Annotated in this window: 12 protein-coding genes, 2 rRNA genes, 1 other RNA gene and 3 pseudogenes (1 of these 18 only partly in view); 6 read left to right on the top strand and 12 right to left on the bottom strand. The window is 62.1% G+C overall.

Annotation, left to right across the window (positions count from 1 at the left end; all coding sequences use genetic code 11):
* The first annotated feature begins 69 nt into the window (after window positions 1–69).
* A complete protein-coding gene (locus PD885_RS03410; protein WP_002801519.1) occupies window positions 70–876 on the top strand; it encodes an IS5 family transposase in 807 nt (268 codons plus the stop codon).
* Between the two features lie 218 nt (window positions 877–1,094).
* Window positions 1,095–2,239 (top strand): IS3 family transposase gene (locus PD885_RS03405; RefSeq protein ID WP_088056656.1). Its coding sequence is split into 2 segments (ribosomal slippage): window positions 1,095–1,332 and window positions 1,332–2,239, totalling 1,146 coding nucleotides; the frame shifts between segments, so codons are not numbered across the junction.
* Window positions 2,240–2,394: 155 nt separating this feature from the next.
* On the opposite strand, the gene PD885_RS03400 is transcribed toward PD885_RS03405, so the two are convergent.
* The 3 genes and pseudogenes from PD885_RS03400 to PD885_RS03390 form a co-directional block, all read right to left on the bottom strand.
* Window positions 2,395–3,762, bottom strand: a complete 1,368-nt coding sequence (locus tag PD885_RS03400; protein ID WP_065975201.1) for an IS5 family transposase — start codon at window positions 3,760–3,762, stop codon at window positions 2,395–2,397.
* A 131-nt stretch (window positions 3,763–3,893) separates the two neighbouring features.
* Window positions 3,894–4,692 (bottom strand): IS5 family transposase gene (locus PD885_RS03395; protein ID WP_088056611.1). Its coding sequence is split into 2 segments (ribosomal slippage): window positions 3,894–4,422 and window positions 4,421–4,692, totalling 801 coding nucleotides; the frame shifts between segments, so codons are not numbered across the junction.
* 49 nt (window positions 4,693–4,741) lie between these two features.
* Window positions 4,742–5,524, bottom strand: a pseudogene (locus PD885_RS03390) (IS5 family transposase).
* A 151-nt stretch (window positions 5,525–5,675) separates the two neighbouring features.
* On the opposite strand from PD885_RS03390, the gene PD885_RS03385 reads away from it, so the two are divergent.
* Together PD885_RS03385 and PD885_RS03380 are read left to right on the top strand one after the other, a co-directional pair.
* Window positions 5,676–6,383 (top strand): hypothetical protein, encoded by a 708-nt coding sequence (locus tag PD885_RS03385; protein WP_231892680.1) that lies wholly within the window; start codon window positions 5,676–5,678, stop codon window positions 6,381–6,383.
* Between the two features lie 111 nt (window positions 6,384–6,494).
* Window positions 6,495–8,897, top strand: coding sequence for a zeta toxin family protein (locus PD885_RS03380; RefSeq protein WP_231892763.1), 2,403 nt, complete (start codon window positions 6,495–6,497; stop codon window positions 8,895–8,897).
* On the opposite strand, the gene PD885_RS21290 is transcribed toward PD885_RS03380, so the two are convergent.
* Complete coding sequence (locus tag PD885_RS21290; protein ID WP_088056655.1) at window positions 8,856–9,185, bottom strand: hypothetical protein; 330 nt, start codon at window positions 9,183–9,185, stop codon at window positions 8,856–8,858. The two genes, PD885_RS03380 and PD885_RS21290, sit on opposite strands and share 42 nt — an antisense overlap.
* Between PD885_RS21290 and PD885_RS03370 the strand changes: the two genes are divergently transcribed.
* Complete coding sequence (locus PD885_RS03370) at window positions 9,168–9,467, top strand: hypothetical protein (RefSeq protein ID WP_065975397.1); 300 nt, start codon at window positions 9,168–9,170, stop codon at window positions 9,465–9,467. The two genes, PD885_RS21290 and PD885_RS03370, sit on opposite strands and share 18 nt — an antisense overlap.
* Window positions 9,468–9,549: 82 nt before the next feature.
* On the opposite strand, the gene PD885_RS03365 is transcribed toward PD885_RS03370, so the two are convergent.
* From PD885_RS03365 to PD885_RS03340, 6 genes and pseudogenes are all read right to left on the bottom strand, one after another.
* The gene (locus tag PD885_RS03365; RefSeq protein ID WP_002810932.1) at window positions 9,550–10,776 is read right to left on the bottom strand and encodes a multifunctional CCA addition/repair protein; all 1,227 of its coding nucleotides are present in this window, start codon (window positions 10,774–10,776) and stop codon (window positions 9,550–9,552) included.
* 40 nt (window positions 10,777–10,816) lie between these two features.
* A non-coding RNA gene (locus PD885_RS03360) (sX9 sRNA) lies at window positions 10,817–10,893 on the bottom strand.
* Between the two features lie 61 nt (window positions 10,894–10,954).
* The gene (locus tag PD885_RS03355) at window positions 10,955–12,928 is read right to left on the bottom strand and encodes a transglycosylase SLT domain-containing protein (RefSeq protein WP_002810933.1); all 1,974 of its coding nucleotides are present in this window, start codon (window positions 12,926–12,928) and stop codon (window positions 10,955–10,957) included.
* Between the two features lie 357 nt (window positions 12,929–13,285).
* The gene (gene xopAD / locus PD885_RS03350; RefSeq protein ID WP_386270885.1) at window positions 13,286–19,663 is read right to left on the bottom strand and encodes a XopAD/skwp family type III secretion system effector; all 6,378 of its coding nucleotides are present in this window, start codon (window positions 19,661–19,663) and stop codon (window positions 13,286–13,288) included.
* A 205-nt stretch (window positions 19,664–19,868) separates the two neighbouring features.
* A pseudogene (locus PD885_RS03345) lies at window positions 19,869–20,312 on the bottom strand (hypothetical protein); the annotation flags it as partial.
* 88 nt (window positions 20,313–20,400) lie between these two features.
* Window positions 20,401–21,768 (bottom strand): IS5 family transposase, encoded by a 1,368-nt coding sequence (locus PD885_RS03340; protein ID WP_088056654.1) that lies wholly within the window; start codon window positions 21,766–21,768, stop codon window positions 20,401–20,403.
* 36 nt (window positions 21,769–21,804) lie between these two features.
* Here PD885_RS03340 and PD885_RS03335 point away from each other — a divergent pair.
* A pseudogene (locus tag PD885_RS03335) lies at window positions 21,805–22,041 on the top strand (integrase core domain-containing protein); the annotation flags it as partial.
* Between the two features lie 114 nt (window positions 22,042–22,155).
* On the opposite strand, the gene rrf reads toward PD885_RS03335, so the two are convergent.
* Together rrf and PD885_RS03325 are read right to left on the bottom strand one after the other, a co-directional pair.
* Window positions 22,156–22,270 (bottom strand): 5S ribosomal RNA (gene rrf / locus PD885_RS03330).
* 169 nt (window positions 22,271–22,439) lie between these two features.
* Window positions 22,440–24,346: ribosomal RNA gene (locus tag PD885_RS03325) — 23S ribosomal RNA — on the bottom strand (it continues 974 nt past the right edge of the window).

Genomic DNA, 24,346 nt, shown 5'->3' with positions numbered 1-24,346 from the left:
GAAGTGCGTTGTTCAGAAGTTCCCTAGAGCGTGTTATGAACTTTGCCCTTGTCACGCTAACGTATACGGATGAAGCCTCGTAAGCCTTATTCCACCGATATTTCCGACGAAGAATGGGCCTTTGCGGCTCCCTATTTGACGCTGATGGACGTGCAGGCACCGCAGCGCAAGTATGAGCTACGCGCGATGTTCAACGCACTGCGGTGGATCGCGCGCGCCGGCGCACCATGGCGATTGCTTCCCAACGATTTTCCGCCCTGGGAAGCGGTGTATCAGCAAACACAGCGCTGGCTGCAAGCGGGCTGCTTTGAGGCCATGGTCAGTGATCTGCGCTCACTCTTGCGTGTGGCGCAAGGGAAAAAAGGCCAGCCGAGCGCGGTCATTTTCGATGCTCGCACGCTGCAGTCCACCTGCGAAAGCGGGCCGCGTGCTGGATACGATGGCTATAAACGCAAGAAAGGCAGCAAGGTACACATGGCCGTCGATACGCTTGGACATCTGCTCGCTGTCCAGGTGACGCCGGCTAATGAGCAGGAGCGCGCGCAAGTCCGATCGTTGGCACAAGAGGTACAACACGTGACCGGTGAAACGGTCAAGATCGCCTTTGTTGATCAGGGCTACACCGGTCAAGAACCGGCGCAGGCGGCCACGGAAGAAGGCATTGAGTTGCACGTGATCAAGCTGCAAGAAGCGAAAAAAGGCTTTGTCTTGCTGCCGCGCCGTTGGGTTGTCGAGCGCAGCTTCGGATGGGCCAATCGTTTCAGACGGCTGGCACGCGACTACGAGCGATTGCCGGAAACCTTGGCCGGTTTGCACTTCGTCGTCTTCACGATCCTGATGCTTGGAAATGCAGCCACCCTCTTTCAAAGTTCATAACACGCTCTAACAGTCCGCTTATTTCATCACGTGTCACAGCGCACAAGTTTGGCAAGGACGGAATTGCACTCAACCTTCTGGTTGAGAACATGCGCAATCGGCCTGCCACGGACATCCGTCTATTCGTAAAAGAGTCAGATGTACGAGACGCCCACTGATAAGCCCAGGGTTTCCTAGACATCTCAAGGCCATGGAAAATGGTCAATTCGGAGGTGTCTATGAGCAGCAAGCGGTATACGGATGAATTCAAGATCGAGGCGGTCCGGCAAGTGACCGATCGTGGTTTCAAGGTGGCAGAAGTCGCGGAGCGACTGGGTGTCACCACGCACAGCCTCTACGCCTGGCTGCGCAAGTTCGGCAAGCCTGGCGTGGTGCAGCGCGCCGAGGTGGACCAGAGCGCCGAGGTTCGGCGGCTGAAGGCAGAGTTGCGTCGAGTGACCGAGGAGCGCGACATCCTAAAAAAGGCCGCCGCGTACTTTGCCAAGGGGTAAGGGCAAAGTACGCCTTCATGCAAGCCCACTGTGGGGAATTCAGGGTGTGTGCGATGTGCCGGGTATTGCGGGTCAACCGGTCGGGCTATTACGCCTGGTTGTGCTCGCCCAACAGTGAGCGCGCCAAGGAAGATGAGCGCTTGCTTGGACTGATCAAGCACCACTGGCTGGCCAGCGGCAGTGTCTATGGGCATCGCAAGATCACCAGGGATCTGCGCGATCTGGGTGAGCGTTGCAGTCGCCATCGGGTGCATCGGCTGATGCGCACCGAGGGACTGCGTGCCCAGGTGGGCTATGGTCGCAAACCGCGCTTCCATGGAGGAATGCAGTGCAAGGCGGCGGCCAACCTGCTTGACCGACAGTTCGACGTGACTGAGCCGGACACGGCCTGGGCGAGCGATTTCACCTTCATCCGCACGCATGAAGGCTGGATGTACCTGGCTGTTGTGATCGATCTGTTTTCCCGGCAGGTCGTCGGCTGGGCGATGCGCGATCGGGCCGACACCGAGTTGGTCGTGCAGGCCTTGTTGTCTGCGGTGTGGCGGCGCAAACCCAACGCTGGTTGCTTGGTTCATTCGGACCAAGGGTCTGTCTACACCAGCGATGACTGGCGCAGTTTCCTGGCGTCCCATAGCGTGGTGTGCAGCATGAGTCGGCGTGGCAACTGCCACGACAACGCACCCGTGGAGAGCTTCTTCGGACTGCTCAAACGCGAGCGGATCAGGCGGCGGACCTATTCCACCAAGCACGCCGCTCGCGCCGAGGTATTCGACTACATCGAGATGTTCTACAACCCCAACCGCCGCCACGATTCAACTGGCGACCTGTCCCCTGTAGAGTTTGAACGGCGCTACGCGCAACGAGGGTCTTGAGGGTCTACGGAACCCTGGGCGTATCACACTGCCAATCTTCTATACGTATAGATGCTGAACGTTGCTTCTTCTCTGAGATTGGAATTCCAGTCTTAGCAAACTCCCGCTCGGCTTCGAATGCGTTTGGATAACTAGTCGTCCCTGAAAAATCCCCTTCAAGCGCCAAGTGCCGTCGGTGACAGCGGCACGGTGCTCAAGGATGACCATCTCATCGCCCGCATCCAGGCACGCAAAAACGCGATCCAGCGCAGCAGCCAGCGCAGGTTGTAGCCAGCGGCGCAGCCGAGCACGTGCAGCGCATCGCCTTGGGCACCTTTCAGCCTGCAGCGACGCAACCTGCAGTCGTCTTTCAGATGTCCGATCACCGGCTCCACCGCCTGCCGTCGCTTGATCCAGCGCCATTGCCGTCGCGTCAGCGTCTTGGCCTTGCCGCGATGCAGGACCTGCACGCCATCGACTTCGCGCCCGCGATAGCCCAGGTCCACGATCGCCACCGTCGGTTCTACGCTCACATCCTGCAGCAACCCGCGTGTCTGCTCCAACTGCTCGGCCAAGGTATCGCCGTCGTACGGGTTGCCCGGGAAGCTGCGCGCACCCACGACCAATCCCTTGCAGGCGGTGACCGCAATGCCGACCTTGACGCCAAATTCGTACGCTTGACGCGCCTTGCCCTTGCCGATGCATTCCACTTCCGGGGCATGCAATGCGTACAGTTTTTGTTTGTCCTTCGGACGCTGCGTGTACAGCCGTTGCGCACGTTCCAGCCAGACAGCGATGCGCTCGCGCACGCCGGTGTTTACCTGATCGAGTTTGCGTTGGATGTCGCGCACGAGCCGTCCCAGCACTGTGCGTTGACGTCGCAGCACGCGCTGCATCCGCTTGAACTGGCGCGCATGCGCATACCGACCTGCCTTGCGGCTCAGGGCCGGGCCTTGCCGCGCGTAGCTCTGCCGCAATCCGATGCCGTGCCGCTTGGCCAGTAACACCAGCTTCTTGCGTGCCACCTCCAGCAAACGGCTGTCGGTCGGATAGGCGATCGCCTTTTCCTGCACCGTGGTGTCCACGATCACCCGCGACAACTCGCGTGCGTCCACCGCCTGCATCGCATGCGCGGCGTTGATGGTGTGCGCCAACAGCTCTTCCATCCCGGCCTCACCCAGGCGCTGCCGCCAGCGCGTCAGCGAGCTGGCATCGCACGGCAAACGCGTCTGGAACACGACCTCACCGGTGAAGAACTGCCAGTACGGATTCTCCAGCCAGCGCTCGCACACCGCTTCATCGGACAGGTCGTAGGCGTGTTTGAGGTAGAGCAAACCGGCAATCAGCCGCACCGGCAATGCCGGCCGACCGCCACCGGCCTGGGTGGCCGGCAAGCGCGATGAAAGTGCTTGCTCCAACGCCGTCCACGGCATCCGTTGGCTCAGCCGCGCCAGCGGATGACGCAGATCGATCTGGTTCTCCAGCCGCGAACGAAACAACTCGTCGGCGGGTCTGTCTTCGGCAGCAGGACGGCGTGTACGCATGGGCGGAAATTGCCAGAAACCAGCCTTCAGCGTAGCGAACACTGGTAGTTTTGGCACGCCGGTGCAGACATCAAGGCCTTGCGGTCGTTGGGTGGTTGGGGTTTTTCAGGTGCGACTAACTAAGAGCCTGTTCACGATCTTTTGAGTAGAAGCGCCAAGAAGGCCAGATGGATGAACTGCAAGCTGGTGTTGAGTTTGCGCTCGCAGTTCTTCCACAGCCTTCGGTTTTTCTCCAGCCAGGCAAAACTGCGCTCGACGATCCAGCGCTTGGGCATGACCTTGAAGGTGTGCAGTTCGCTGCGCTTGGCAATCTGCACCGTGAGCTGCTCGCCTAGAATCTCTCGTACGCCTTCGGCAAACGGTACTCCGGTGTAACCACTGTCGCACAGCAGGCTTTGTACATGCGTCAAGTTTGACTGACAGCGCTCCAGCGCCTGCAGCGCACCTTTGCGGTCGGTCACCTCCGCCGTCGTCACCGCGATGGCATGGGGCAACCCCTGGGTATCAACAGCGATATGCCGCTTGATGCCCGACACCTTTTTGCCCGCGTCATATCCCTTTTGCCCGGCTGTGTCCGTGTTCTTGACGCTCTGCGCGTCCACGATCAAGAACCTGCTGAAGATGTTGCGCTCCTGTTTCTGGCGGGCCACGCCAACCTGATTTTTTGAGCGCCCGCTCCAGCAGGCTCACTCCTTCATCGTCGCACTCGCTCCACTTGGCAAAGTACGCGTGCACGGTCCGCCACTTCGGAAAGTCGCTGGGTAGCGCTCGCCATTGGCAACCGGTTCGCAGCACGTACAACACTGCGCACCACACCTCATACATATCCACTCGGCGTGGCTTGGTGCGCTTGCGCGCTTGTTCTAGGATCGGGAGGATGTGTTCGAAACGCTCCCGGCTCATGTCGCTCGGATAGGTTTTTTGGCGCATCCGCAGAGTCTGCACCAATCAGGAAAGATCGTGAACAGGTTCTAAGAACTTATCCGTAAATAATATTAACGCTCGAAGGCACCTTGCAGAACGCGATGATCGCCGCGGCAAGATGGTTGAGTGCGAGGAAACTGCGTTCGCGTTTTTCGAAGCACACGAGCAGTTTGCGGAAGCGGCTGAACCAACTATGAGATACCTCGACCACTCAGCGCCTGGCCTTGTTTTTCCGATCGCGCCGTTTGGTTTCGGCTGCCTTGCGCCGGTCAACAACATGAGGGATGTAACCGTGGTCCTCGATGGTGCGAAGGTGTGCCGCGCCGCGATAGCCCGCGTCGACGCACAGATGTTGGCTTCGCCGGTGTTGCGGGTTCTTGCGCTTGACGACAATGGCGTTGAGCACCTCATCAAGCCGCTTGCAGTCAGGGGCGTTGGCCCCGGTCACGACGATCGACAACGGAACGCCACGGCCGTCCACCAGCAGGTGGCGCTTGCTGCTTTTTTCCACGATCCGTTGGGTTGGGCCCCGCGGCCTGCTGTGCCAGCGACGCCTTCATCATCGCGCCGTCCACGCTCTGCCAGCGCCAAGCAATGCCCCGCATCTGGTCGTACTCGGCCAGGCCCGCTTTCCACAGCACCTCAAAGAAGCCCACAGCTTCCCATTCCAGCAAGCGCTTATGAATGGCGCTTGAGCTGCCGAAGCGTTCCTTGGCAGTGGCAGCCGGTGCGCAGCACATAGACGATGGCCTCCAACACCAGTCGAGACGGCCTCGCAGATCGGTCTGCACCGGTAGACCCTGTCAGCCACTGCACGCGCAGGAATCAGCGGTTCCACCCGCTACCAGAACTCATCGCTTACCACCCAGGACGCTACACGTTTGGCCGTGATCTAGATCCAGCGCCGCGTACCATGCGGCTCGAATCGATAGGTTATCTATTTGCGGATACATTCTTAACCTCAACGCTATTCATAAGACGCAGCGCAGATGGAAGAATGTGCTTTGCTGCGTTCAATCAGACCCATTGCGAAGGAGGGCGATAAGCAGATGAGTGATACGCCAGAGTCACGTTACGCTGCATTGGCGCGCCGCGTTGTGGAGGCGCATGAAGCGCAGCCACTGCGCGATCTGCAAATCATCAACGAGCGCACGGTGCGCGAGCTTGGTCCGTTGCCACGTGATGGCCTGCCGGTGCAGGTCAAGCGCAAACCGAAACGCGCGCCGTGGGAGCAGCCGGTGCTGGATACGTCTACACTCGATGCCGATGCGCCTGCTCAGCCGCAAGCTCCCCTCTCCGATATCGGCGACTCCGACATGTTCAAGTTCAATAATCCATTCAAGGAAAAACCAATTCCGCCGCCGCCCGTGCCGCAGAAATTGCGGGAAATACTCAAGGACTATCCGGAGCTTATTGAACGGATTCAGCAGCAATTAAATAATGTCATGCAACGCCCTTCAAAGGTGCCCCCTATATTTGAGTGGGCGATATGGATGTTGGAGGATGAGCTTAGCTCCTTCATCTCCGAAGCCCGGGAGGAGCTTCGCGTAGCGCAGACGGACGGTGCACCCAGTGCAATAATCAAAGCTGAAGAAAAAGAGCGTGCCACGCGTCATGCCAGGTCAAGAAATCGTGGCATGTCAGACCTAAACGAACTTTGGCATTACATCGAAGCGCATAAGGAGTCTCTGAAATGACTGAACAGGATTCTCGTCTCAGTGATGCCGAGCATCGCAAGGTGTTTGAGCAAAAGATTCTTGATGATGCCTCACTAGAAACAAAGTCATCATTTTGAAAAACCAAGAGCAATCATCCTCGCGGGTCAGCCCGGCTCAGGAAAAGGAAACCTTGCAAGAGCCGCAGATAATGAACTGCGCGGGGATGTCGTTGTAATCGATCCCGACGAATTGCGTGAAGCGCACCCTCACGTAAAAGTCCTACGCAACGCCCACCCCTACACATGGTCAGGCTACACCCACCCCGACGCCAGCCGCTGGGCCGACGAGCTATTGCAGGCCACCATCGAAGACAAGAAGAACCTGATCTTCGACACCACGCTCAGCAATGGCCAGTGGAGTTCGGATCTGATCAAGAATCTGCAATCACGAGGTTATGATGTCGAAGTGCGTGCAATGGCCGCGCACAAGCTGGAAAGCGAACATGGAGTCGATGAGCGCTTTTCAGCATCGCTGGATCAGCGCGGCTACGGCCGCTACGTCCCCGAAGGCGCACGCGAAGCCATCTACACCAAACTGCCGATCAGCCTGGACACCGTACACAAACAAACTACTGCGCCAATCCGCATTTTCAATCGTCAGAGTGCAGAGCTCTACGACAGCCGTACCGACGCGCGTCCGCCCGGACAGGCATTAGAGCAAGCGCGCAATGCGTGGTTTAAGGATCCTACCGTCACACAGCAGCTGCGCGAGAAATGGCAGCAACAAGCCGATTGGCATTGGGATCTGCCAGCACATGCGCAAGATATTCCTAATTCCGACCCTGCCATCAGCGCGAAATTGCTCGCCGAGCACGCTGAGCTCAACGTCAGCGACGGGGTTGCCAGTCGGCTGGAAGGCATCGCCACCATCGACGAACTCGTGCGCCCAGGCGCTCCGCCCGCGCGCGTTCCCGTGCCAGAGCCTGAAATCCCGGGCCTGCACCGCGCAGGAATGACCGCAGGCCTGGCAGGTTTGGGAGTCGCGGCAAGCGCCTACGATGCGGTGCAGACCGGCGAGCGCGTGAGCACGCTTCTGTCACAGGACAACCTCACCGCTGCACGCTCAGAAGCATTGCACTTCGGCGCCCGCGGCGTGGGCGGTTGGGCGGGAGGAACCGCCGCCGCTGCCGTGGTGGGCACAACAGGTGCGGGCCCAGTCGCGCTGGTGGTGGCCGATGGTTATCTGTTCAGTGCAGCTGCCGACAAGGCCGCGACACGTTGGGATAACCGTCAGATCTATACGCAGACCGACAAAGAGGGCGTGAGCTGGGAGTTCAACGGTAATCAGTGGTTGCGGCAACAAAAAGCCGATCTGCCGAATGATGGCGTGGATACATTGCAAAAGCAGGCGATGTTCGCGCTGCCAGAAAAAGCACGCGAGCTGAATTATCACGCCAGTCGCGAAGCGACGGAGCAGGCGCTGGGCAAGGTGCAGCCCAGTAATCCGTATGTGCAGCTATCCAGCGAGACCGACGCCTCGCATCTTTATCAAAGGGATTGGCGACATGATCCTGCGAGTGGCCAGTGGTCACGGATGGTGGCCGACCAAGTCGACCAGAACGATCGGCCGATATGGACGGTTGATTGTGCAAGCCCCGAGCGCAATGCCGCGTTGGACCAACAAGCGGCTCAAGTGGTGGAAGCGAACATCGCCCGTGGACCAGCGGTGATTGCAGCGACCTATCAAGCCGCACACCAGCGCAACGGCTGGGACCACGTTGGGCCCATGCCTGCCGCTGTACAAACCGCATTGAACCCGGACTCGCTGCAAGCATCGAACGGCGAACACTATCAGCGTGATGCGCAAGGCCAGTGGCGGCACCAAGATGATGTTGCCCAAGGCAATGTGGCATTGGAACTGGAAGCCACGCGCGCACGGCTGCAACCTGCGTTGGAGCAGCATGCAAAGGCGATGGCGCAGATGCCCACGCGGCAGAGGCAAACGCTGCAACAGCAGGACCAAGCAAACACTCAGGCAACTTATATTGCTTATGGCGTTGCGCCCAACGCTACGACCGCAGCAGCGATCCAGCTTGCCGTGCAACGCACGCGCGATGCGAACCGGATCGATGCAGCAACCACCTCGCTGGCGTTGCAACGCGATGCCTTTGGGCATTATTCGGTGGATAGCCCGATCCAGCATTTACGTCGCGATGCCGATGCTGTGGTGCGTGTCGCAGCAACCACCAGCAGCGAAGACATCCGCCAGGCAATGAGCGAGGTGCAGGCACGCCATCAGGCGCAGGCGCCATCGCACGATGCGCCGCAGCAGCGCGCAACCGATGTGCAAGACATGCGCGATGCGTCTGCGCCACCAGCACAGGCTGTGACGACGCTGCCTGCTATGACCGTGCAACCGCCGCAACCTCAGCAGACCGCAGCGATGCAAGCAGCGCCGAACCCGCATGCCAGCGCGCAGTCCGGGCAGCAGCAGGACATGCACGCGCAAGCGCTAGAACAGCAACGCCAGTGGCAATTGCAGCAGAACCAGTAATCGCAACTGCAGCTCCAGCAACAAGAGCAACAGCAACAAGAGCAACAGCAACAAGAGCAGCAGCAACAAGAGCAGCAGCAACAAGAGCAGCAGCGGGAGCAGGAGCGACGCGCCGAAGACGAAAAAACCCGCGATGCGCAACGCGACACGGAGCAGTCGGCCACTGCCACTGCGGCCCAGAGCGAACGCACGCAGGCGTTGCCTGGTTTGCTGCCCTACAGCGACCCCACCCATCCCCGGCATGCGCTTTATGCGGACGTACAGGAGCGGATGCAGGCGCAAGGCCATCAGTTTTCAGAAGAGCGTCTGATCCAGATCACCGCGGCGCTGAACGAGTCCTACTTCAAGCCCGGCTGGAAGGGCGAATTCTATGTGGCGCGCGATACGGTGTATGCGTCCAATAACGACCACCCGCTCGGTTGCGCATGCGTGCCTATGCACGCGCCGGCACCGTCGATCCAAGAATCGATGCAGGTGGCCCAGGCCGGCGATCTGCAGCATGCACAGATCGCCCAGCGCATCGCCCAAGACCGCCTGCAATCACAATCACAGCCCAGCATGACTATGTGACGCGACGGTTTAGGGGCTGCCGGTTGCGGCGTGCACCGTGGCTGAAATGCGCGGCAAATCCAGCCGCGGCATCCACCGATATCTACCTTGTGCGCGCCTCGGAAATCGCAGCGATCCGTGCCTTGGCCAATGCCTCGCCGATCTGCGGGCCCTGCAATCCTGTTGCTGCCAGATCGCGCGCATTGATCGCCAGTGCGACAGCATGCAAACGTTTGAGTTCTTCGCCCTGCGGGTAGGCGGCCTCTTCGCTGCCTAGTCGGCCACGCTTATCCGCTTCGCAGACAAGTGCGAGTTGTGCGATGCGCTCCGGCCGGCGGAAGGCATCGCAGCGCACCAGCAGCTCGTGCACGGTGCGGTCGCGGAGTTCTGCCAGGCGATGCACGTTCAAGTGTTCGCGGCAGGCAGTGACGGCGAGTTGCCGATAATCCTGCGGCACCTTGAGGCGTTCGCACAGTGCCTGCAATGGCGCGACGCCGCGTTGTTCGTGCATCACGTGGCGTGGCCATTCGTGAGGTGGCGTGAGTGCCTTGCCCACATCGTGGGTGAGCGCAGCAAAGCCCACCAGCGCATCGCCGGGTGCCAATCGCGCGGCCATGTCGCTGACCATTTCCTGGTGAATCCCGGTGTCCACTTCCGGGTGAAAATCGGCGCGCTGCGGCACGCCATACAATGCATCGATTTCGGGCAGGATGCTGCGCAGTGCATCGGTATCGTGCAAGGTGCGCAGGAATGCCGATGGCTGTGCACTGGCCAACACGCGACGCAGCTCTTGCCACACACGTTCCGGCACCAGGCTGTCCAGTTCGCCGCTGGCTGCCATTTCGCGCATCAATGCAGCCGTTTCCGGCGCGATAGTGAAACCAAGCGGTGCCAGCCGCGCCATGAAGCGCGCCGCGCGCAACACGCGCACGGGATCTTCGGCAAACGCTGGCCCCACATGGCGCAGTACGCGCGCCTGCAGATCGCGTGCGCCATTGTAAGGATCGAACAACTCGCCAGTGTCTTCGTCGCGTGCGATCGCATTGATGGTGAAGTCGCGACGTAGCAGATCCTCTTCCAGTGTTACCGACGGATCGGCATCCACCACGAAGCCGCGGTAGCCCCGCCCGGATTTACGCTCGGTGCGTGCCAGCGCGTACTCCTCGCCGCTGCGCGGATGCAGAAATACCGGGAAATCCTTACCGACCGGCTTGAAACCCAGCGCGTCCATCTGTGCCTGATCGGCACCGACCACGACCCAGTCGCGGTCCCCGGCTGGCTGACCAAGCAGAGCATCGCGGACCGCGCCGCCAACGAGATAGGTCTTCATGCGCACATGATGCCCGATGCGGCGTGCGCGCTCCTGGAGTGGCTAACAACACCTAGCGAGCAGTCGTTAGTGGAGTGCGGACGGCGCGCTCAGAACCGCAGTGGACGAGTGGTACATGCCGATTCCAGGCACCGGCCACGCCCGCCTGACGGTGAGCGCAGTAGTTTGTCGGTCGCTCTCAGTTCTGGGCCGCGTTATTGTCCGCCTGACCCGGTGTGCACACCGGCTTCAAGCGCTTGTCCGCCAGCTTGCCCATCAGGCGATCGTTCAGCGGCAGCATGTCGCCATTGAGGCGCCAGTCGTAAATCACGCTGAAAGCCAGCACGCGCGCAACGTATTCGCGGGTTTCCTTGTAGCTGATGGTCTCGATCCAGAAATCCGGCTCCAAGCCCGGCCGTTGCGATTGCCAGCGGCCGGTGGGACCGGGGCCGGCATTGTAGGCGGCGATGGTGAGATAGGGCAGGCCATAGGTGTTGAGCAGCTGGCGTAGATAGGCCGTGCCGATGGCGATGTTGGTATCCGGCTCGTACAGGCTGGTCGCGCCCGCGTAGCCGGGCAGGGCGATGCCCTTGGCCACGGCCGCGCCGGTGCCCGGCAACACCTGCATCAGGCCCATCGCGTTGGCAGGCGAGCGCGCGCGTGGATTGAAGATACTTTCGGCACGAATCTCCGCCGCTACCCAGGCTGGGTCGATCGCGTTCTTGGCTGCTTGGCGACGAATGCTGTCGTCGTGATGCAGCGGAAAACGCAGCGAATATAGCCGCTGTTCGTCCGGCTGCTTGCCAAGCGCGAACACCGCACGGTCGAACCAGCCGTTGTCGCTGGCCACTTCCACGGCCAGGCGGCGCTGCGTGTCGTCGAAGCGGGTCGCAGCATCGTTCCACTCGGCCACCGCCCAGCCGGGGCGGTCGATCTGGAACAAGGCGATCGCGCGGATCAAGGCCGGATCACGCGCAACAGTGGCCTTGGCCTGCGGGCTGTCCTTGGGCTCCCACGGACACAGGCGGTACGGCTGCTGCAGGCGGTCGGCGGCCAGGAAGCCGTGGAAGGTCGGCGACTGCGCGGCCGCGCGATACAGGGGCTGTGCGGCAGCAGCAGTGCCGGTTTTCTCTGTAAGGCGTGCTTCGAAATACTGCCAGCGCGAATCGCTGCGCTGGGTCGCGGGCATCTTGCGGATCGCGGCCAACGCCGCAGGCCAATCGCCGCGCGACATCGCCTCGCGCGCGCGCCATTCGTGCAGGCGTTCGTCGTACAACGCATCGGGCACTGCGTTGAGGCGGCGTGCCGAACCCGGCAAGTACGAGGCCACCGTCCACAACGCGATCTGGTACAGCACTTGCCCACGTTGCGCCTCGCTGAAGCCGAGCGCTGTGGCGAATTGGGGAAGCTGCTGCTCGGCGGCGTCCGGGTCGGTCTTGGCCAATGTGGCCAGGCCATCGACGGCGATGCGGCGGCTGCGCTCGGTCTTCGGCCAAGTCAAGGCACGCGGATGCACCTTGTCGAGAAAGGCGGCGTAATCGTTGGCAAGCGCCAATTCGGTGGCCGGCAATCCGCGCGCGGCAGTGCGCATCACCGCAGGCAGTTGCGCATCGGCGGCCGCTTCCACGCGCTCCCAACGCAATGCGGGCGTCAGATCGCCGCGTGCATCCAGCCCGGCGACCACCGGGTCGCACGCATCGGGCATTGCCTTGCCGTTGCGCCACAGCGTCAGCGCATCGCGGCTCCACTGCGCATCGGCCTTGCCAGTAGCTTGGCGCGCGGTCAGCTGTGCGCAGCGCAGGCCCACGTTGTCGGAGGGCTTCCAGTTCGCCAGCAGTGTGGTCCAGTCCTGACGACGGGACACCGCCGGCAGCCAGATGCTGCGAAAGGTCTCGGCCACCGGCTGGCCTGCGTAGCGCTGCAGAAATCCCTGCGCCTGTGCGTTTGAGACGTTGTCGATAGTGCGCTTGAGCGTGGCCAGTTCCAGCCAGCCATACAGCGGATGGCGGCTCAACGCGCTGAGCTGACCGGCATCGGACTGGCCGCGCTCTGCGGCAGCGATGGCATCGTGCATGGCCATCAACGGCGGGTCGAGGCTTTGGGCATGCAGCGCAGTGCTGCCAAGGCACAGCAGGCCGACGAAAACACTGGCAAGACAGGGGGCAGAAGTCATTGCGCGATAATAGCGAAAGACGCCTGAGCGCTTGAGTGAATACCTATTATGGTGCTGCCCACGAGCACGTACTCGTGGACACGCGCAGCAGCTTGCAGAGCACACGTTTGCAAGCTCGCGTTTGCGTGACTAGGCCGTGGCGGCCTGCGACGCGCATCGCCGTGCTGCACTGCCAGGTTCGGCGCATTCATGACCGGCGTGCGCCAGAACCTCACGCCCGGTGCCGGCGTCGGCACGCCGCAATACGTCAACAACCCTGGTTGGTCCTGCCTGGTTGGTACTGGGCTTATACCGGTTTGCCGTTCCACTGCGCCTCACACCGCTCCTACTGCGGCGTGCGCCGCGCCAAAGGCAGGGCTATTTCCAATCGTCGATCTCCTCGCAGCCCGGCGGCGCATTCACGCCGCTGAAGGCCGCCTGCGCAGACGCCTGCAGTTGGTGCTGATCGACCTGTGAGGCGCTCTTAAGCTGCAGCGCAAAGCTTTCCTTGTACACGTCGTGGAATTTCTCCTTGAGCTTGAAGGTGTCCGGCGTGTGGAACTGGATCTCCCACAGCGCGCCTTCCGGGCTGCGCAGCGTGACGTTGACTGCCTTGAATGCCTGCCGCTGCCGCGTGAACAGGTTGAGCAGCTTGACGCGCACATGGCCTTGATTGTCCAGTGAGGCCAGCACGCCGCGCAGGCCGGCGGTGAAGTGCTGCGGCTCCAATACCACGCTGTAGCGCAGCGCGTCGTTGATGCAAGCGGCCGCTTCTTCCAGGGTCTTGTGTTTCAAAGCAATCTGCTGTCTGAATTTTTCCGCCAGCGAGCCGGTCGATTTGAATTTATGGCCCATTCCCTCCAGGTGCCCACCATGGAGCTTGGCGGCGCCGATCAGCATTTTGGTGATTACGGGCTCCATCTCGCCGGCGCGTGTCCGCAGGGCCTCGGCCGCACGCACGATGTCCTCGTGCTGCACGGCGCGCAGGCGCTCGGCCGGCGGGGGCGGCGGGTCGATCAGGCCTGCCTGCTGCAGCGAGTGCAGCGCGTCTTGCATGACGCCCGCCGCCATCGTCGGCATGTTCTGCAGCAGCACCTTGGTCTGCTCGGCGTCGAAGCGGCCCTCGTGCATGGCCCGGGCAGTCGTCTTGCCGTAGGGCACGCTGCGTACCCGCTCGGCGAACGCTCGCTCGGAGCGTTCGCAAGACTCCACGATCTTGGCGAACAGCGCTGTGCCGGTGTCGGATTTCAGCGCATCGGTGCCCACCTTGATGGCGATGGTGAAGAGGTTGCGCATGCTCAGTTCCGGCTCGTTGGGGATGAACCCCGGTTGCCCCTCCGGGAACTGTGCGTGCGATAACAGGCACACCGGGTAGTTGTCGAGGATGGCGCGCAGACGTGCGTCGGCATCAGGCGCAGCCATGTAGGCCCGGGCGAGCGTTGGGAACGCCTCAGCCAGCGCGTCGGGCAGGCGCGGCGTCTCGGCTGAAGCCGGCGCGTCGGGCAGGCCTGGCGCCTCGGCTGAAGCCAGTGCGTCGGGCAAGCCTGGCGCCTCGGCTGAGCGAGCCGTTGCCAGTTCGAGCTCAAGCAGCTGCGCGTGCAGCAGTTCGGCCACTTCACGCGCCTCGGGCATGTGGGCGCGGCTGATCGCTTCGTGCGCCTGGGCGCGCAGTTGCGCCAACAACACCTCGCGATCTGTGGTCTCGCCGTCGAGTACCTGGCGCAAGCCGTTGCGCAGGTCGCGCTCGATGCCGTCGTACGTACCGAACATCATCTTGCGCGCCATCGCCTTGCGCAGCTGGTCGGGCTGCGCCATGAAGCGCGCCGCCAGGGTGCTGGCCGCGCCCATGATCTGGCCGCCACGCTGCAGCGACATGATCTCGGACAGCCGCCCGGCCTGGTAGTGGCCGCTGTCTGGGTCGATGGCCGGCGTGGCCGTCTTCGGCGGCTTGAAAGAGCGTGGCTGGCCGCGCCGCGCCGCACGATCGTCCATCTCGCGCGCGATCAGCTCCGCCAGCCTGGGGTAGCCCGCGTACACGAACGCATCGTCACCGTCGGTGTCCATGTTGCGCTTGCGCAGCTCCGGGATCGGCAGTGCGCCCATACGCCCGGGTTCCACGATGTCCTTGAGCCGCAGGCTGCCGGTGCTGAGCATGTCCTGCGGCACGGCACTGCGGTCGCGTCCGGCGGTCCAGCGCGACAGGGTTTTGAGATCTTCCTTGGAGCAGGCCAGGTCCACGTCCGCGAACTGCGCCGGCCAGTTCTGCGCCGGCACTACGATGAGCATGCCCTTGCTGTGCAGCATCGCCGGGTCGCTGCCAGCAGCGTCGCCCGCGCTGTCGTCGAAGCCGGTGTAGCTGTACTGGATGCCGAAGCACTGCGAGAGGAATTCGGCCGTGGCATCGCCTTGCGCCGCGGTAGCGACATACTCCTGCGGCACCGGCAGCAGGTTCTCCTTGTCGTAAGGCGGCTTGCCGATCAGCAAGGCGCCGCCGGCGGCGTCGAAGGCCTGGCTGCGCTCGCGCGGCAGGTGCACCTGGTTGTCGGCGGAGGGCACCGCCCGGACTCTCTGGCCCTCGTAGCCGCCGCTGGTGGCCAGCTCGTACAGCACCAGTTGGCTCAGCTCGGGCGGCAGCGCCTGCAGCCGGCGCTGCATCGCTTCGTGCGCCTCCTGCAGCGCCGCCTGGTCGCGTGGGAAGTGCTGCAGCGCCTGTGGTGCCAGCCGCGTGGGTCCCTTGTCCTTGGCCAGAAGGTCGCGCTGGGCTTGGCTAGCCCGGCCGGCCTGCACCGCTTCCCAGGCGGAGAAGTACGCACGGAAGGCAGGGATGCGCTGGGCCACCTCCAGCTTCAGAAAGCCGCAGCCATCGTTGGGGCACAGCGCCAGGGGGCGCCCGTCGGGTGCTGTGGGCTTGAATGGGTGCGCAGGGCCGCTGACGTCGTCGAAAAAGCCCAGGCGCAGCGTGCCCTCCACGACGTGGTCGCTTGGCACCATCTCCAGCAGCGAGCGCTGCATGCGCGACCAGTCCTCGCGCTGCGGGGCGAGCTTGGTGATGAGCTTCATCAGGCTGCTGCCCGGGACGGTGTCGGCATAGCGGATCGCCGGCAGCAGCGACGGCGATGCAGATGCGCCGGACAGCAGGTCGGAGGGGCGGCTCAGGTGGCCGCGCGTGGCGCGGCTGCCGCCGAACATGTCGAAGCGCCAGGGCTGGCCCTGGTAGGTGAGCGTGCGCGCGAGCATGAACGTTGAAATCGATCCCGGCAGCTGAACCTCCACCAGCGGCAGGCCCGTCAGCCGCGTGAACAGCGAGTAAGGCTTGTCCGTCTCGGTCGCGTTGGTCGACACTTGCTTGCCACGCAGATCGACCACGATGTGGGTCGTGCTGCCGGTGCCGGGTGCCGGCGCGACGGGCTGGCCGGGTGCCGAACGCATGCCCAGGCGCCCAGCGCCCAGGTCGAAGCGGCTCGGTGGATGGGCCTGCGCGATCCTTGGCGCCTCCTTGGCCATGCGCCGGTCCAGGGCGTCGAACACCTGGTCGCCCGCCTCGATCTGCGCGATCAGGTTCCAGCTCATCTCGCCGAGGTCCGCCTCGATGGCCTCGCGCGTGCGCTCGAGCGTCTGGTCGACCCATTGCGCCAGCTGCTCGCGGCGCTGGTGCAGTTCCTGGCGCGCGCCTTGGACGTGGCGCGGCTTCCATTGCCGACTCACCACCGCATAGGCCTTGAGCACCTGGAAGAACGTCAACGCCGGGCAACGTGTGGCGTGCTGTTCGGTCTGAGCCGATGCAGGTGAGCCACCGACCGTGAGGTACAAGGCGATCTTGCGCTCTACGATCGGCTGCAACGTGTTGAATACGCTCAGGGCGTGACTGCGATGGCGAGGGGTCAGCTCCGGACTGCGGATCAGCGGCAGCAGGCCCATGCACAGATTGCCTAGCCCCTCGAGGTTCGTTGCGCGTAATCCATCCTCGTGCATGAGCGCGGCAACCCGCTCCAGCGCCGGTCGCGCCAGCGGACGCATCTGGCAATGAAGCTGGGCCGATGAAAGGGCCTTGAAGATCAGCCCGATCTCCGAGACCGAGGCGGACTCAAAACGCGCGCGGTGCAGCTCCAGGTGCCCGGCCAGCGCCTTCAGTTTGTCGCTGCCCAAGGTTTGAAACTCTTCCTCGTCTACCCGTAGCAGGCGGGACAGCGCGTTGCCCAACTGGGCGAGCCCGAGCATGTCGAACTGCTGCCACGGCAACTCGGCCGAGCCTGGGCGCTCGGCGAGCAGCAACGCTGCCTGACGACAGGCAGCCCCTCCAAGCGATTTGCTTAGCGCATTGAGCGACAAGGCCACGTCCTGCACTTCCAGGGCGTGTCGCAAATCGTGGTCCGTAGCCAGCCGCCCGGCCAAGGCGTCGATGGCCTTTTCGCAGCTCGCGCGTCCGGGCCATTTGCTCAGGGCGTTGAGCGCGTTGGCCACGCCTAGCGGGTTGAGAGCGTTGCGCAAACCGGCATCGTCGACCAGCCGCGAGGCCAGCGCGGTGGCGGCGGTCTCGCAGTCCGGTGTGTCGGGCCATTTGCTCACGGCGTTGAGCGCGTTGGCCACGTGTTGCGGGTTGAGGGCGTTGCACAAAGCGGAATCGTCGTCGACCAGCCGCGAGGCCAGCGCGGTGGCGGCGGTCTCGCAGTCCGGCGTGTCGGGCCATTTGCTCACGGCGTTCAACGCGTTGGCCACGTGTTGCGCATCCAGGGCTTGTCGCAAATCGTGGTCCGCAGCCAGCCGCCCGGCCAAGGCGTGGATGGCCTTCGCGCAGCTCGCGCGTCCGGGCCATTTGCTCAGTGCGTTCAACGCGTTGGCCACTTCTTGCGGATCGAGGGCGTTGCGCAAACGGGGATCGTCGGCCAGTCGCGGGGCCAGCGCGCTGGCGGCGACCTCACAGTCCTCCGTTTTGGGCCATTTGCTCAGTGCGTTGAGCGCGTTGGCCACGCCTTGCGGGTTGAGGGCGTTACACAAACCGCGCTCGTTGGCCAGCCGCAGGGCCAGAGCGCTGGCGGCCACCTCGCAGACCGGCGTATCAGGCCATTTGCTCAATGCGTTCAACGCGTTGGCCACGTGTTGCGCATCCAGGGCCCGTCGCAAATCGTGGTCCGCAGCCAGCCGCCCGGACAAGGCGTCGATGGCTTTCTTGCAGCTCGCGCATCCGGGCCATTTGCTCAGCGCATTCAACACGTTGGCCACGCCTTGCGGGTCGAGGCCGTTGCACAAATCGGAATTGCCTTCGGCCAGCAGCGAGGCCAGCGCGGTGGCGGCGGTCTTGCAGTCCGGCGTGTCGGGCCATTTACTCAGTGCATTCAACACGTTGGCCAAGCCTTGCGGGTTGAGGGCGTTGCACACACCGAAATCCTCGGCCAGCCGCGAGGCCAGCGCGTTGGCGGCGGCCTGGCAGGCCGGCGTATCGGGCCATTTGCTCAGGGCGTTCAACGCGTTGGCCACTTCTTGCGCTTTGAGGGCGTTGCGCAAACGGCGCTCGTCGGCCAGCCGCGGGGCCAGCGCGCTGGCGGCGGCCTTGCAGTCCGGCGCGTCGGGCCATTTGCTCAGGGCGTTCAACGCGTTGGCCACGCCTTGCGGATTGAGGTCGATGCGCAAACGGCGATCGTCGGCCAGCCGCGCGGCGAGCGAGTGCGCCATGGACCGGCAGTCCGGGTGATCGAACCACTTGCTGAAGGCATTGAGTGCCAGGCTGATGCCCTGTGCGTTCAGAGACTGCCGGGCCCGGGGTTCACGCCGCAGGTAACGTGCCAGGCGAGCCGCTGCGCGTTCGCATCTGCCGCTGTTGGTGTTCTTGGCAAAGGCGTTCAGTAACAGGGCCAGTTCGCGGCCATTCAGGCCCAACCGACCATCGGCCTGCTCCACCTGTACGGCGATCCACGCGATTGCCTCCATGCACGCCGGCTGGTCCGGGTGCTTGCTCAGCTTGTTGCCCATATGGGCCAGCTGTCCCAGCGGTGCACCGTTGAACCACCCGGTCTCGTAGAGATACTTCGCCGCGAGGTCGGTGCAATGATCAAGATCGCGTTGCGTTACGCCTGCGGCCGGCCTTGCATTGGCAAGCATCTGAAGATATTTGCCGAGCCGCTGCGCATTGGCTTCCGCGCTGTCTCTCCAATACAGGAAGGGCAGGGCCAGCTTGCAGCCGACGATACGACGCACCAGCTCGTTGTCCCGTGCCATGGCGACGCACAGGCGAGCGTTGTGCGTCTGATCTATCAGGCTGTCTGTTTCCAACGGTCGCCGATACCGCTCTCGCTCTTCCCACAGCCGCTCTTTTGCCGTCGGGTCGAGCTTTTGTTCGGCCAGGCAGAGATCCTTTGTCGTCAGCTCCAAGCCATGACTTGGCCGCTGTGTCCGCAGATGCGACGACGCAGCGCCGGCGTCAGCGGGCATTTTGTCCGGGCGCCGCCCGGGCGCGGTATCGCGCCAGTGGGTGGGATCATTGCGTCGATGCGAGTGGGTTGCCGGCTGCTGCTGGGCGCGCCCGTCCCATGCGCCGCCACGTGCTCCGGGTCGCACATGCACGGGCGCCTTGCGTTGCGGCGGCGTCCCAGGCTCCTCCTGCTCTACCCGTCGCCGTTTGGGCAGCGGCCGTGGAAGCGGCGGCCTACTGCCGCTAGTGCTGGCCTCAGCCTGCTCCCAGATCTGGCTGGGCGGATGCTGCTCTCGAGGGAGAGACCAGTTTGTGCCGGATGAGCCCGGCTTGAAGGTGACGGGTGCCATGCCGCGGATTTTGACCGGTCCACCTACGAAGCGGGCCGTACAACGCGAAGCCTTCCAATCGTTGGCGAATGCGCTCGCTGCAGGTGGGCAGCCGGCACATCACTCGCAGCTTTTCACATGCTGCCAGTGATGTGGCGGTCGTTATTGGTAGCAGGCCGTTGAAATACCTAGTCGTTCCTGAAAAACTCCTTTCGAGCACCAACCGTCAGCGGTGCACGGCACCCAAGGATGTCCATCCCGTTGCCCGGATCCAGGCGCGCAAAAACGCGATCCAACGCATCGGCCAACGCAGGTTGTAGCCGACGGCACAGCCGAGCACGTGTAGCACATCGCCTTGGGCGCTTTTGCGCCTGCAACGACTCAACCGGCAGTCTATATGTCCGATCGCCGGTTCCACTGCCTGACGTCGTTTGATCCAGCGCCCTTACCGTCGCGTCAGGGTCTGGGCCTCTTCCGGCGCATGCAATGCGTCGAGTTTTCGCTTTTCTTTGGGACGTTGCGCATGGACCTGTTATGCGCGTTGCAACCGCACAACGATGCGCACGCCGGTGTTTACCTGATCGAGTTTGGGTTGGATATCGCGCACGAGCCGTCCCAGCACTGTGCGTTGACGTCGCAGTATGCGCCGCATCCGCTTGAACTGGCGTGCATCCACAGATACAGGAGGCCAGCCACAAGCACACTGACAGTGCTGGTCCGCCTGTGCAGCCTATAAAGTCGTCCCTGAAAAATCCCCTTCAAGCGCCAAGTGCCGTCGGTGACAGCGGCACGGCGCTCAAGGATGACCATCCCATCGCCCGCATCCAGGCACGCAAAAACGCGATCCAGCGCAGCAGCCAACGCAGGTTGTAGCCGGCCACGCAGCCGAGCACGTGCAGCGCATCGCCTTGGGCACCTTTCAGCCTGCAGCGACGCAACCGGCAGTCGTCTTTCAGATGTCCGATCACCGGCTCCACCGCCTGCCGTCGCTTGATCCAGCGCCATTGCCGTCGCGTCAGCGTCTTGGCCTTGCCGCGATGCAGGACCTGCACGCCATCGACTTCGCGCCCGCGATCGCCCAGGTCCACGATCGCCACCGTCGGTTCTACGCTCACATCCTGCAGCAACCCGCGTGTCTGCTCCAGCTGCTCGGCCAAGGTATCGCCGTCGTACGGGTTGCCCGGGAAGCTGCGCGCACCCACGACCAATCCCTTGCAGGCGGTGACCGCAATGCCGACCTTGACGCCGAATTCGTACGCTTGACGCGCCTTGCCCTTGCCGATGCATTCCACTTCCGGGGCATGCAATGCGTAGAGTTTTTGTTTGTCCTTCGGACGCTGCGTGTACAGCCGTTGCGCACGTTCCAGCCAGACAGCGATGCGCTCGCGCACGCCGGTGTTTACCTGATCGAGTTTGCGTTGGATGTCGCGCACGAGCCGTCCCAGCACTGTGCGTTGACGTCGCAGGACGCGCCGCATCCGCTTGAACTGGCACGCATGCGCATACCGACCTGCCTTGCGGCTCAGGGCCGGGCCTTGCCGCGCGTAGCTCTGCCGCAATCCGATGCTGTGCCGCTTGGCCAGTAACACCAGCTTCTTGCGTGCCACCTCCAGCAAACGGCTGTCGGTCGGATAGGCGATCGCCTTTTCCTGCACCGTGGTGTCCACGATCACCCGCGACAACTCGCGTGCGTCCACCGCCTGCATCGCATGCGCGGCGTTGATGGTGTGCGCCAGCAGCTCTTCCATCCCGGCCTCACCCAGGCGCTGCCGCCAGCGCGTCAGCGAGCTGGCATCGCACGGCAAACGCGTCTGGAACACGACCTCACCGGTGAAAAACTGCCAGTACGGATTCTCCAGCCAGCGCTCGCACACCGCTTCATCGGACAGGTCGTAGGCGTGTTTGAGGTAGAGCAAACCGGCAATCAGCCGCACCGGCAATGCCGGCCGACCGCCACCGGCCTGGGTGGCCGGCAAGCGCGATGAAAGTGCTTGCTCCAATGCCGTCCACGGCATCCGTTGGCTCAGCCGCGCCAGCGGATGACGCAGATCGATCTGGTTCTCCAGCCACGAACGAAACAACTCGGCGGCGGGTCTGTCTTCGGCAGCAGGACGGCGTGTACGCATGAGTGAAAATTGCCAGAAACCAGCCTTCAGCGTAGCGAACACCAGCCGGGCAAACCGAACCAGAACGCCTACGTCGAATCGTTCAACGGCCGACTAGGCGACGAATGCCTCAACGAGCACTGGTTCCCAACACTGCTGCACGCGCGCACCGAGATCGAACACTGGCGACGCGAATACAACGAGGACCGACCCAAGAAAGCAATCGGCGGCATGACGCCGGCCGCTTATGCCCAACATCTGGCAAACACCGATATCATCAGGCCCGGACTCTAAACCCGGCCGCTACTCAGGGCGGGGGGACGTCGGGCCTGGTCCATCGATCGCGACATCACCTTTCGGGCAAGAAGAAACCCTCTATCCTTACGGATAGAGGGTTTCGGTTAAAGCCCCTGGCGATGACCTACTCTCGCATGGCTTGAGCCACACTACCATCGGCGCAGCTGCGTTTCACTTCCGAGTTCGGGATGGGATCGGGTGGTTCCACAGCGCTAATTTCACCAGGGAGACGTTTGGAGAGTCGCCAGTTTTTGCTTCGCAGCAAGCGTTCGCACATAGGTGCAAGCGTCTGCGTTGAAGCGCATACGGCGCTCGTCTCGCATAGTTAACTTGTGACGTAGCTTGCATTTGATGATCTACCAACGTTCGTTGGGACCAAGGCAACTTGAGGTTATATGGTCAAGCCGCACGGATCATTAGTATCAGTTAGCTCAATACATTGCTGTACTTACACACCTGACCTATCAACCACGTAGTCTACATGGTTCCTTTAGGGGGCTTGTGCCCCGGGAAGTCTCATCTTGAGGCGCGCTTCCCGCTTAGATGCTTTCAGCGGTTATCGCTTCCGAACATAGCTACCCGGCAATGCCACTGGCGTGACAACCGGAACACCAGAGGTTCGTCCACTCCGGTCCTCTCGTACTAGGAGCAGCCCCTCTCAAACTTCCAACGCCCATGGCAGATAGGGACCGAACTGTCTCACGACGTTCTGAACCCAGCTCGCGTACCACTTTAAATGGCGAACAGCCATACCCTTGGGACCGACTACAGCCCCAGGATGTGATGAGCCGACATCGAGGTGCCAAACACCGCCGTCGATATGAACTCTTGGGCGGTATCAGCCTGTTATCCCCGGAGTACCTTTTATCCGTTGAGCGATGGCCCTTCCATACAGAACCACCGGATCACTAAGACCTACTTTCGTACCTGCTTGATCCGTCGATCTTGCAGTCAAGCACGCTTATGCCTTTGCACACAGTGCGCGATGTCCGACCGCGCTGAGCGTACCTTCGTGCTCCTCCGTTACTCTTTAGGAGGAGACCGCCCCAGTCAAACTACCCACCATACACGGTCCCTGATCCGGATAACGGATCTAGGTTAGAACGTCAAGCACGACAGGGTGGTATTTCAAGGATGGCTCCACTGCAGCTAGCGCCACAGTTTCATAGCCTCCCACCTATCCTACACAGACGAACTCAACGTTCAGTGTAAAGCTATAGTAAAGGTTCACGGGGTCTTTCCGTCTTGCCACGGGAACGCTGCATCTTCACAGCGATTTCAATTTCACTGAGTCTCGGGTGGAGACAGCGCCGCTGTCGTTACGCCATTCGTGCAGGTCGGAACTTACCCGACAAGGAATTTCGCTACCTTAGGACCGTTATAGTTACGGCCGCCGTTTACTGGGGCTTCGATCAAGAGCTTCGCCTTGCGGCTGACCCCATCAATTAACCTTCCAGCACCGGGCAGGCGTCACACCCTATACGTCCACTTTCGTGTTTGCAGAGTGCTGTGTTTTTGATAAACAGTCGCAGCGGCCTGGTTTCTGCGACCCTCTTCAGCTATAGCTCGCATGAGCCACCAAAAAGGGTGCACCTTCTCCCGAAGTTACGGTGCCATGTTGCCTAGTTCCTTCACCCGAGTTCTCTCAAGCGCCTGAGAATTCTCATCCTACCCACCTGTGTCGGTTTACGGTACGGTCTTCGTGAGCTGAAGCTTAGAAGCTTTTCCTGGAAGCGTGGTATCAGTGACTTTGCCATAAAGGCTCGTCTCGGTGCTCGGTCTTAAAGAATCCCGGATTTGCCAAAGATTCAAACCTACCGCCTTTCCCCGGGACAACCAACGCCCGGTACACCTAACCTTCTCCGTCCCTCCATCGCACTCACGCGAGGTGCAGGAATATTAACCTGCTTCCCATCGACTACGGCTTTCGCCCTCGCCTTAGGGACCGACTAACCCTGCGTCGATTAACGTTGCGCAAGGAAACCTTGGGCTTTCGGCGTGCGGGCTTTTCACCCGCATTATCGTTACTCATGTCAGCATTCGCACTTCCGATACCTCCAGCAGACTTCTCAATCTACCTTCACAGGCTTACGGAACGCTCCTCTACCGCGCATAAAACAAGTTTTATGCACCCCAAGCTTCGGTTCACTGCTTAGCCCCGTTAAATCTTCCGCGCAGACCGACTCGACCAGTGAGCTATTACGCTTTCTTTAAAGGGTGGCTGCTTCTAAGCCAACCTCCTGGCTGTCTGTGCCTTTCCACATCGTTTTCCACTTAGCAATGAATTTGGGACCTTAGCTGT

Source organism: Xanthomonas fragariae (genome assembly GCF_900183975.1).
GTDB lineage: Bacteria > Pseudomonadota > Gammaproteobacteria > Xanthomonadales > Xanthomonadaceae > Xanthomonas > Xanthomonas fragariae.
Note: the sequence above shows the minus strand (reverse complement) of the source record. Positions and strands in the feature narration are given on the sequence as shown.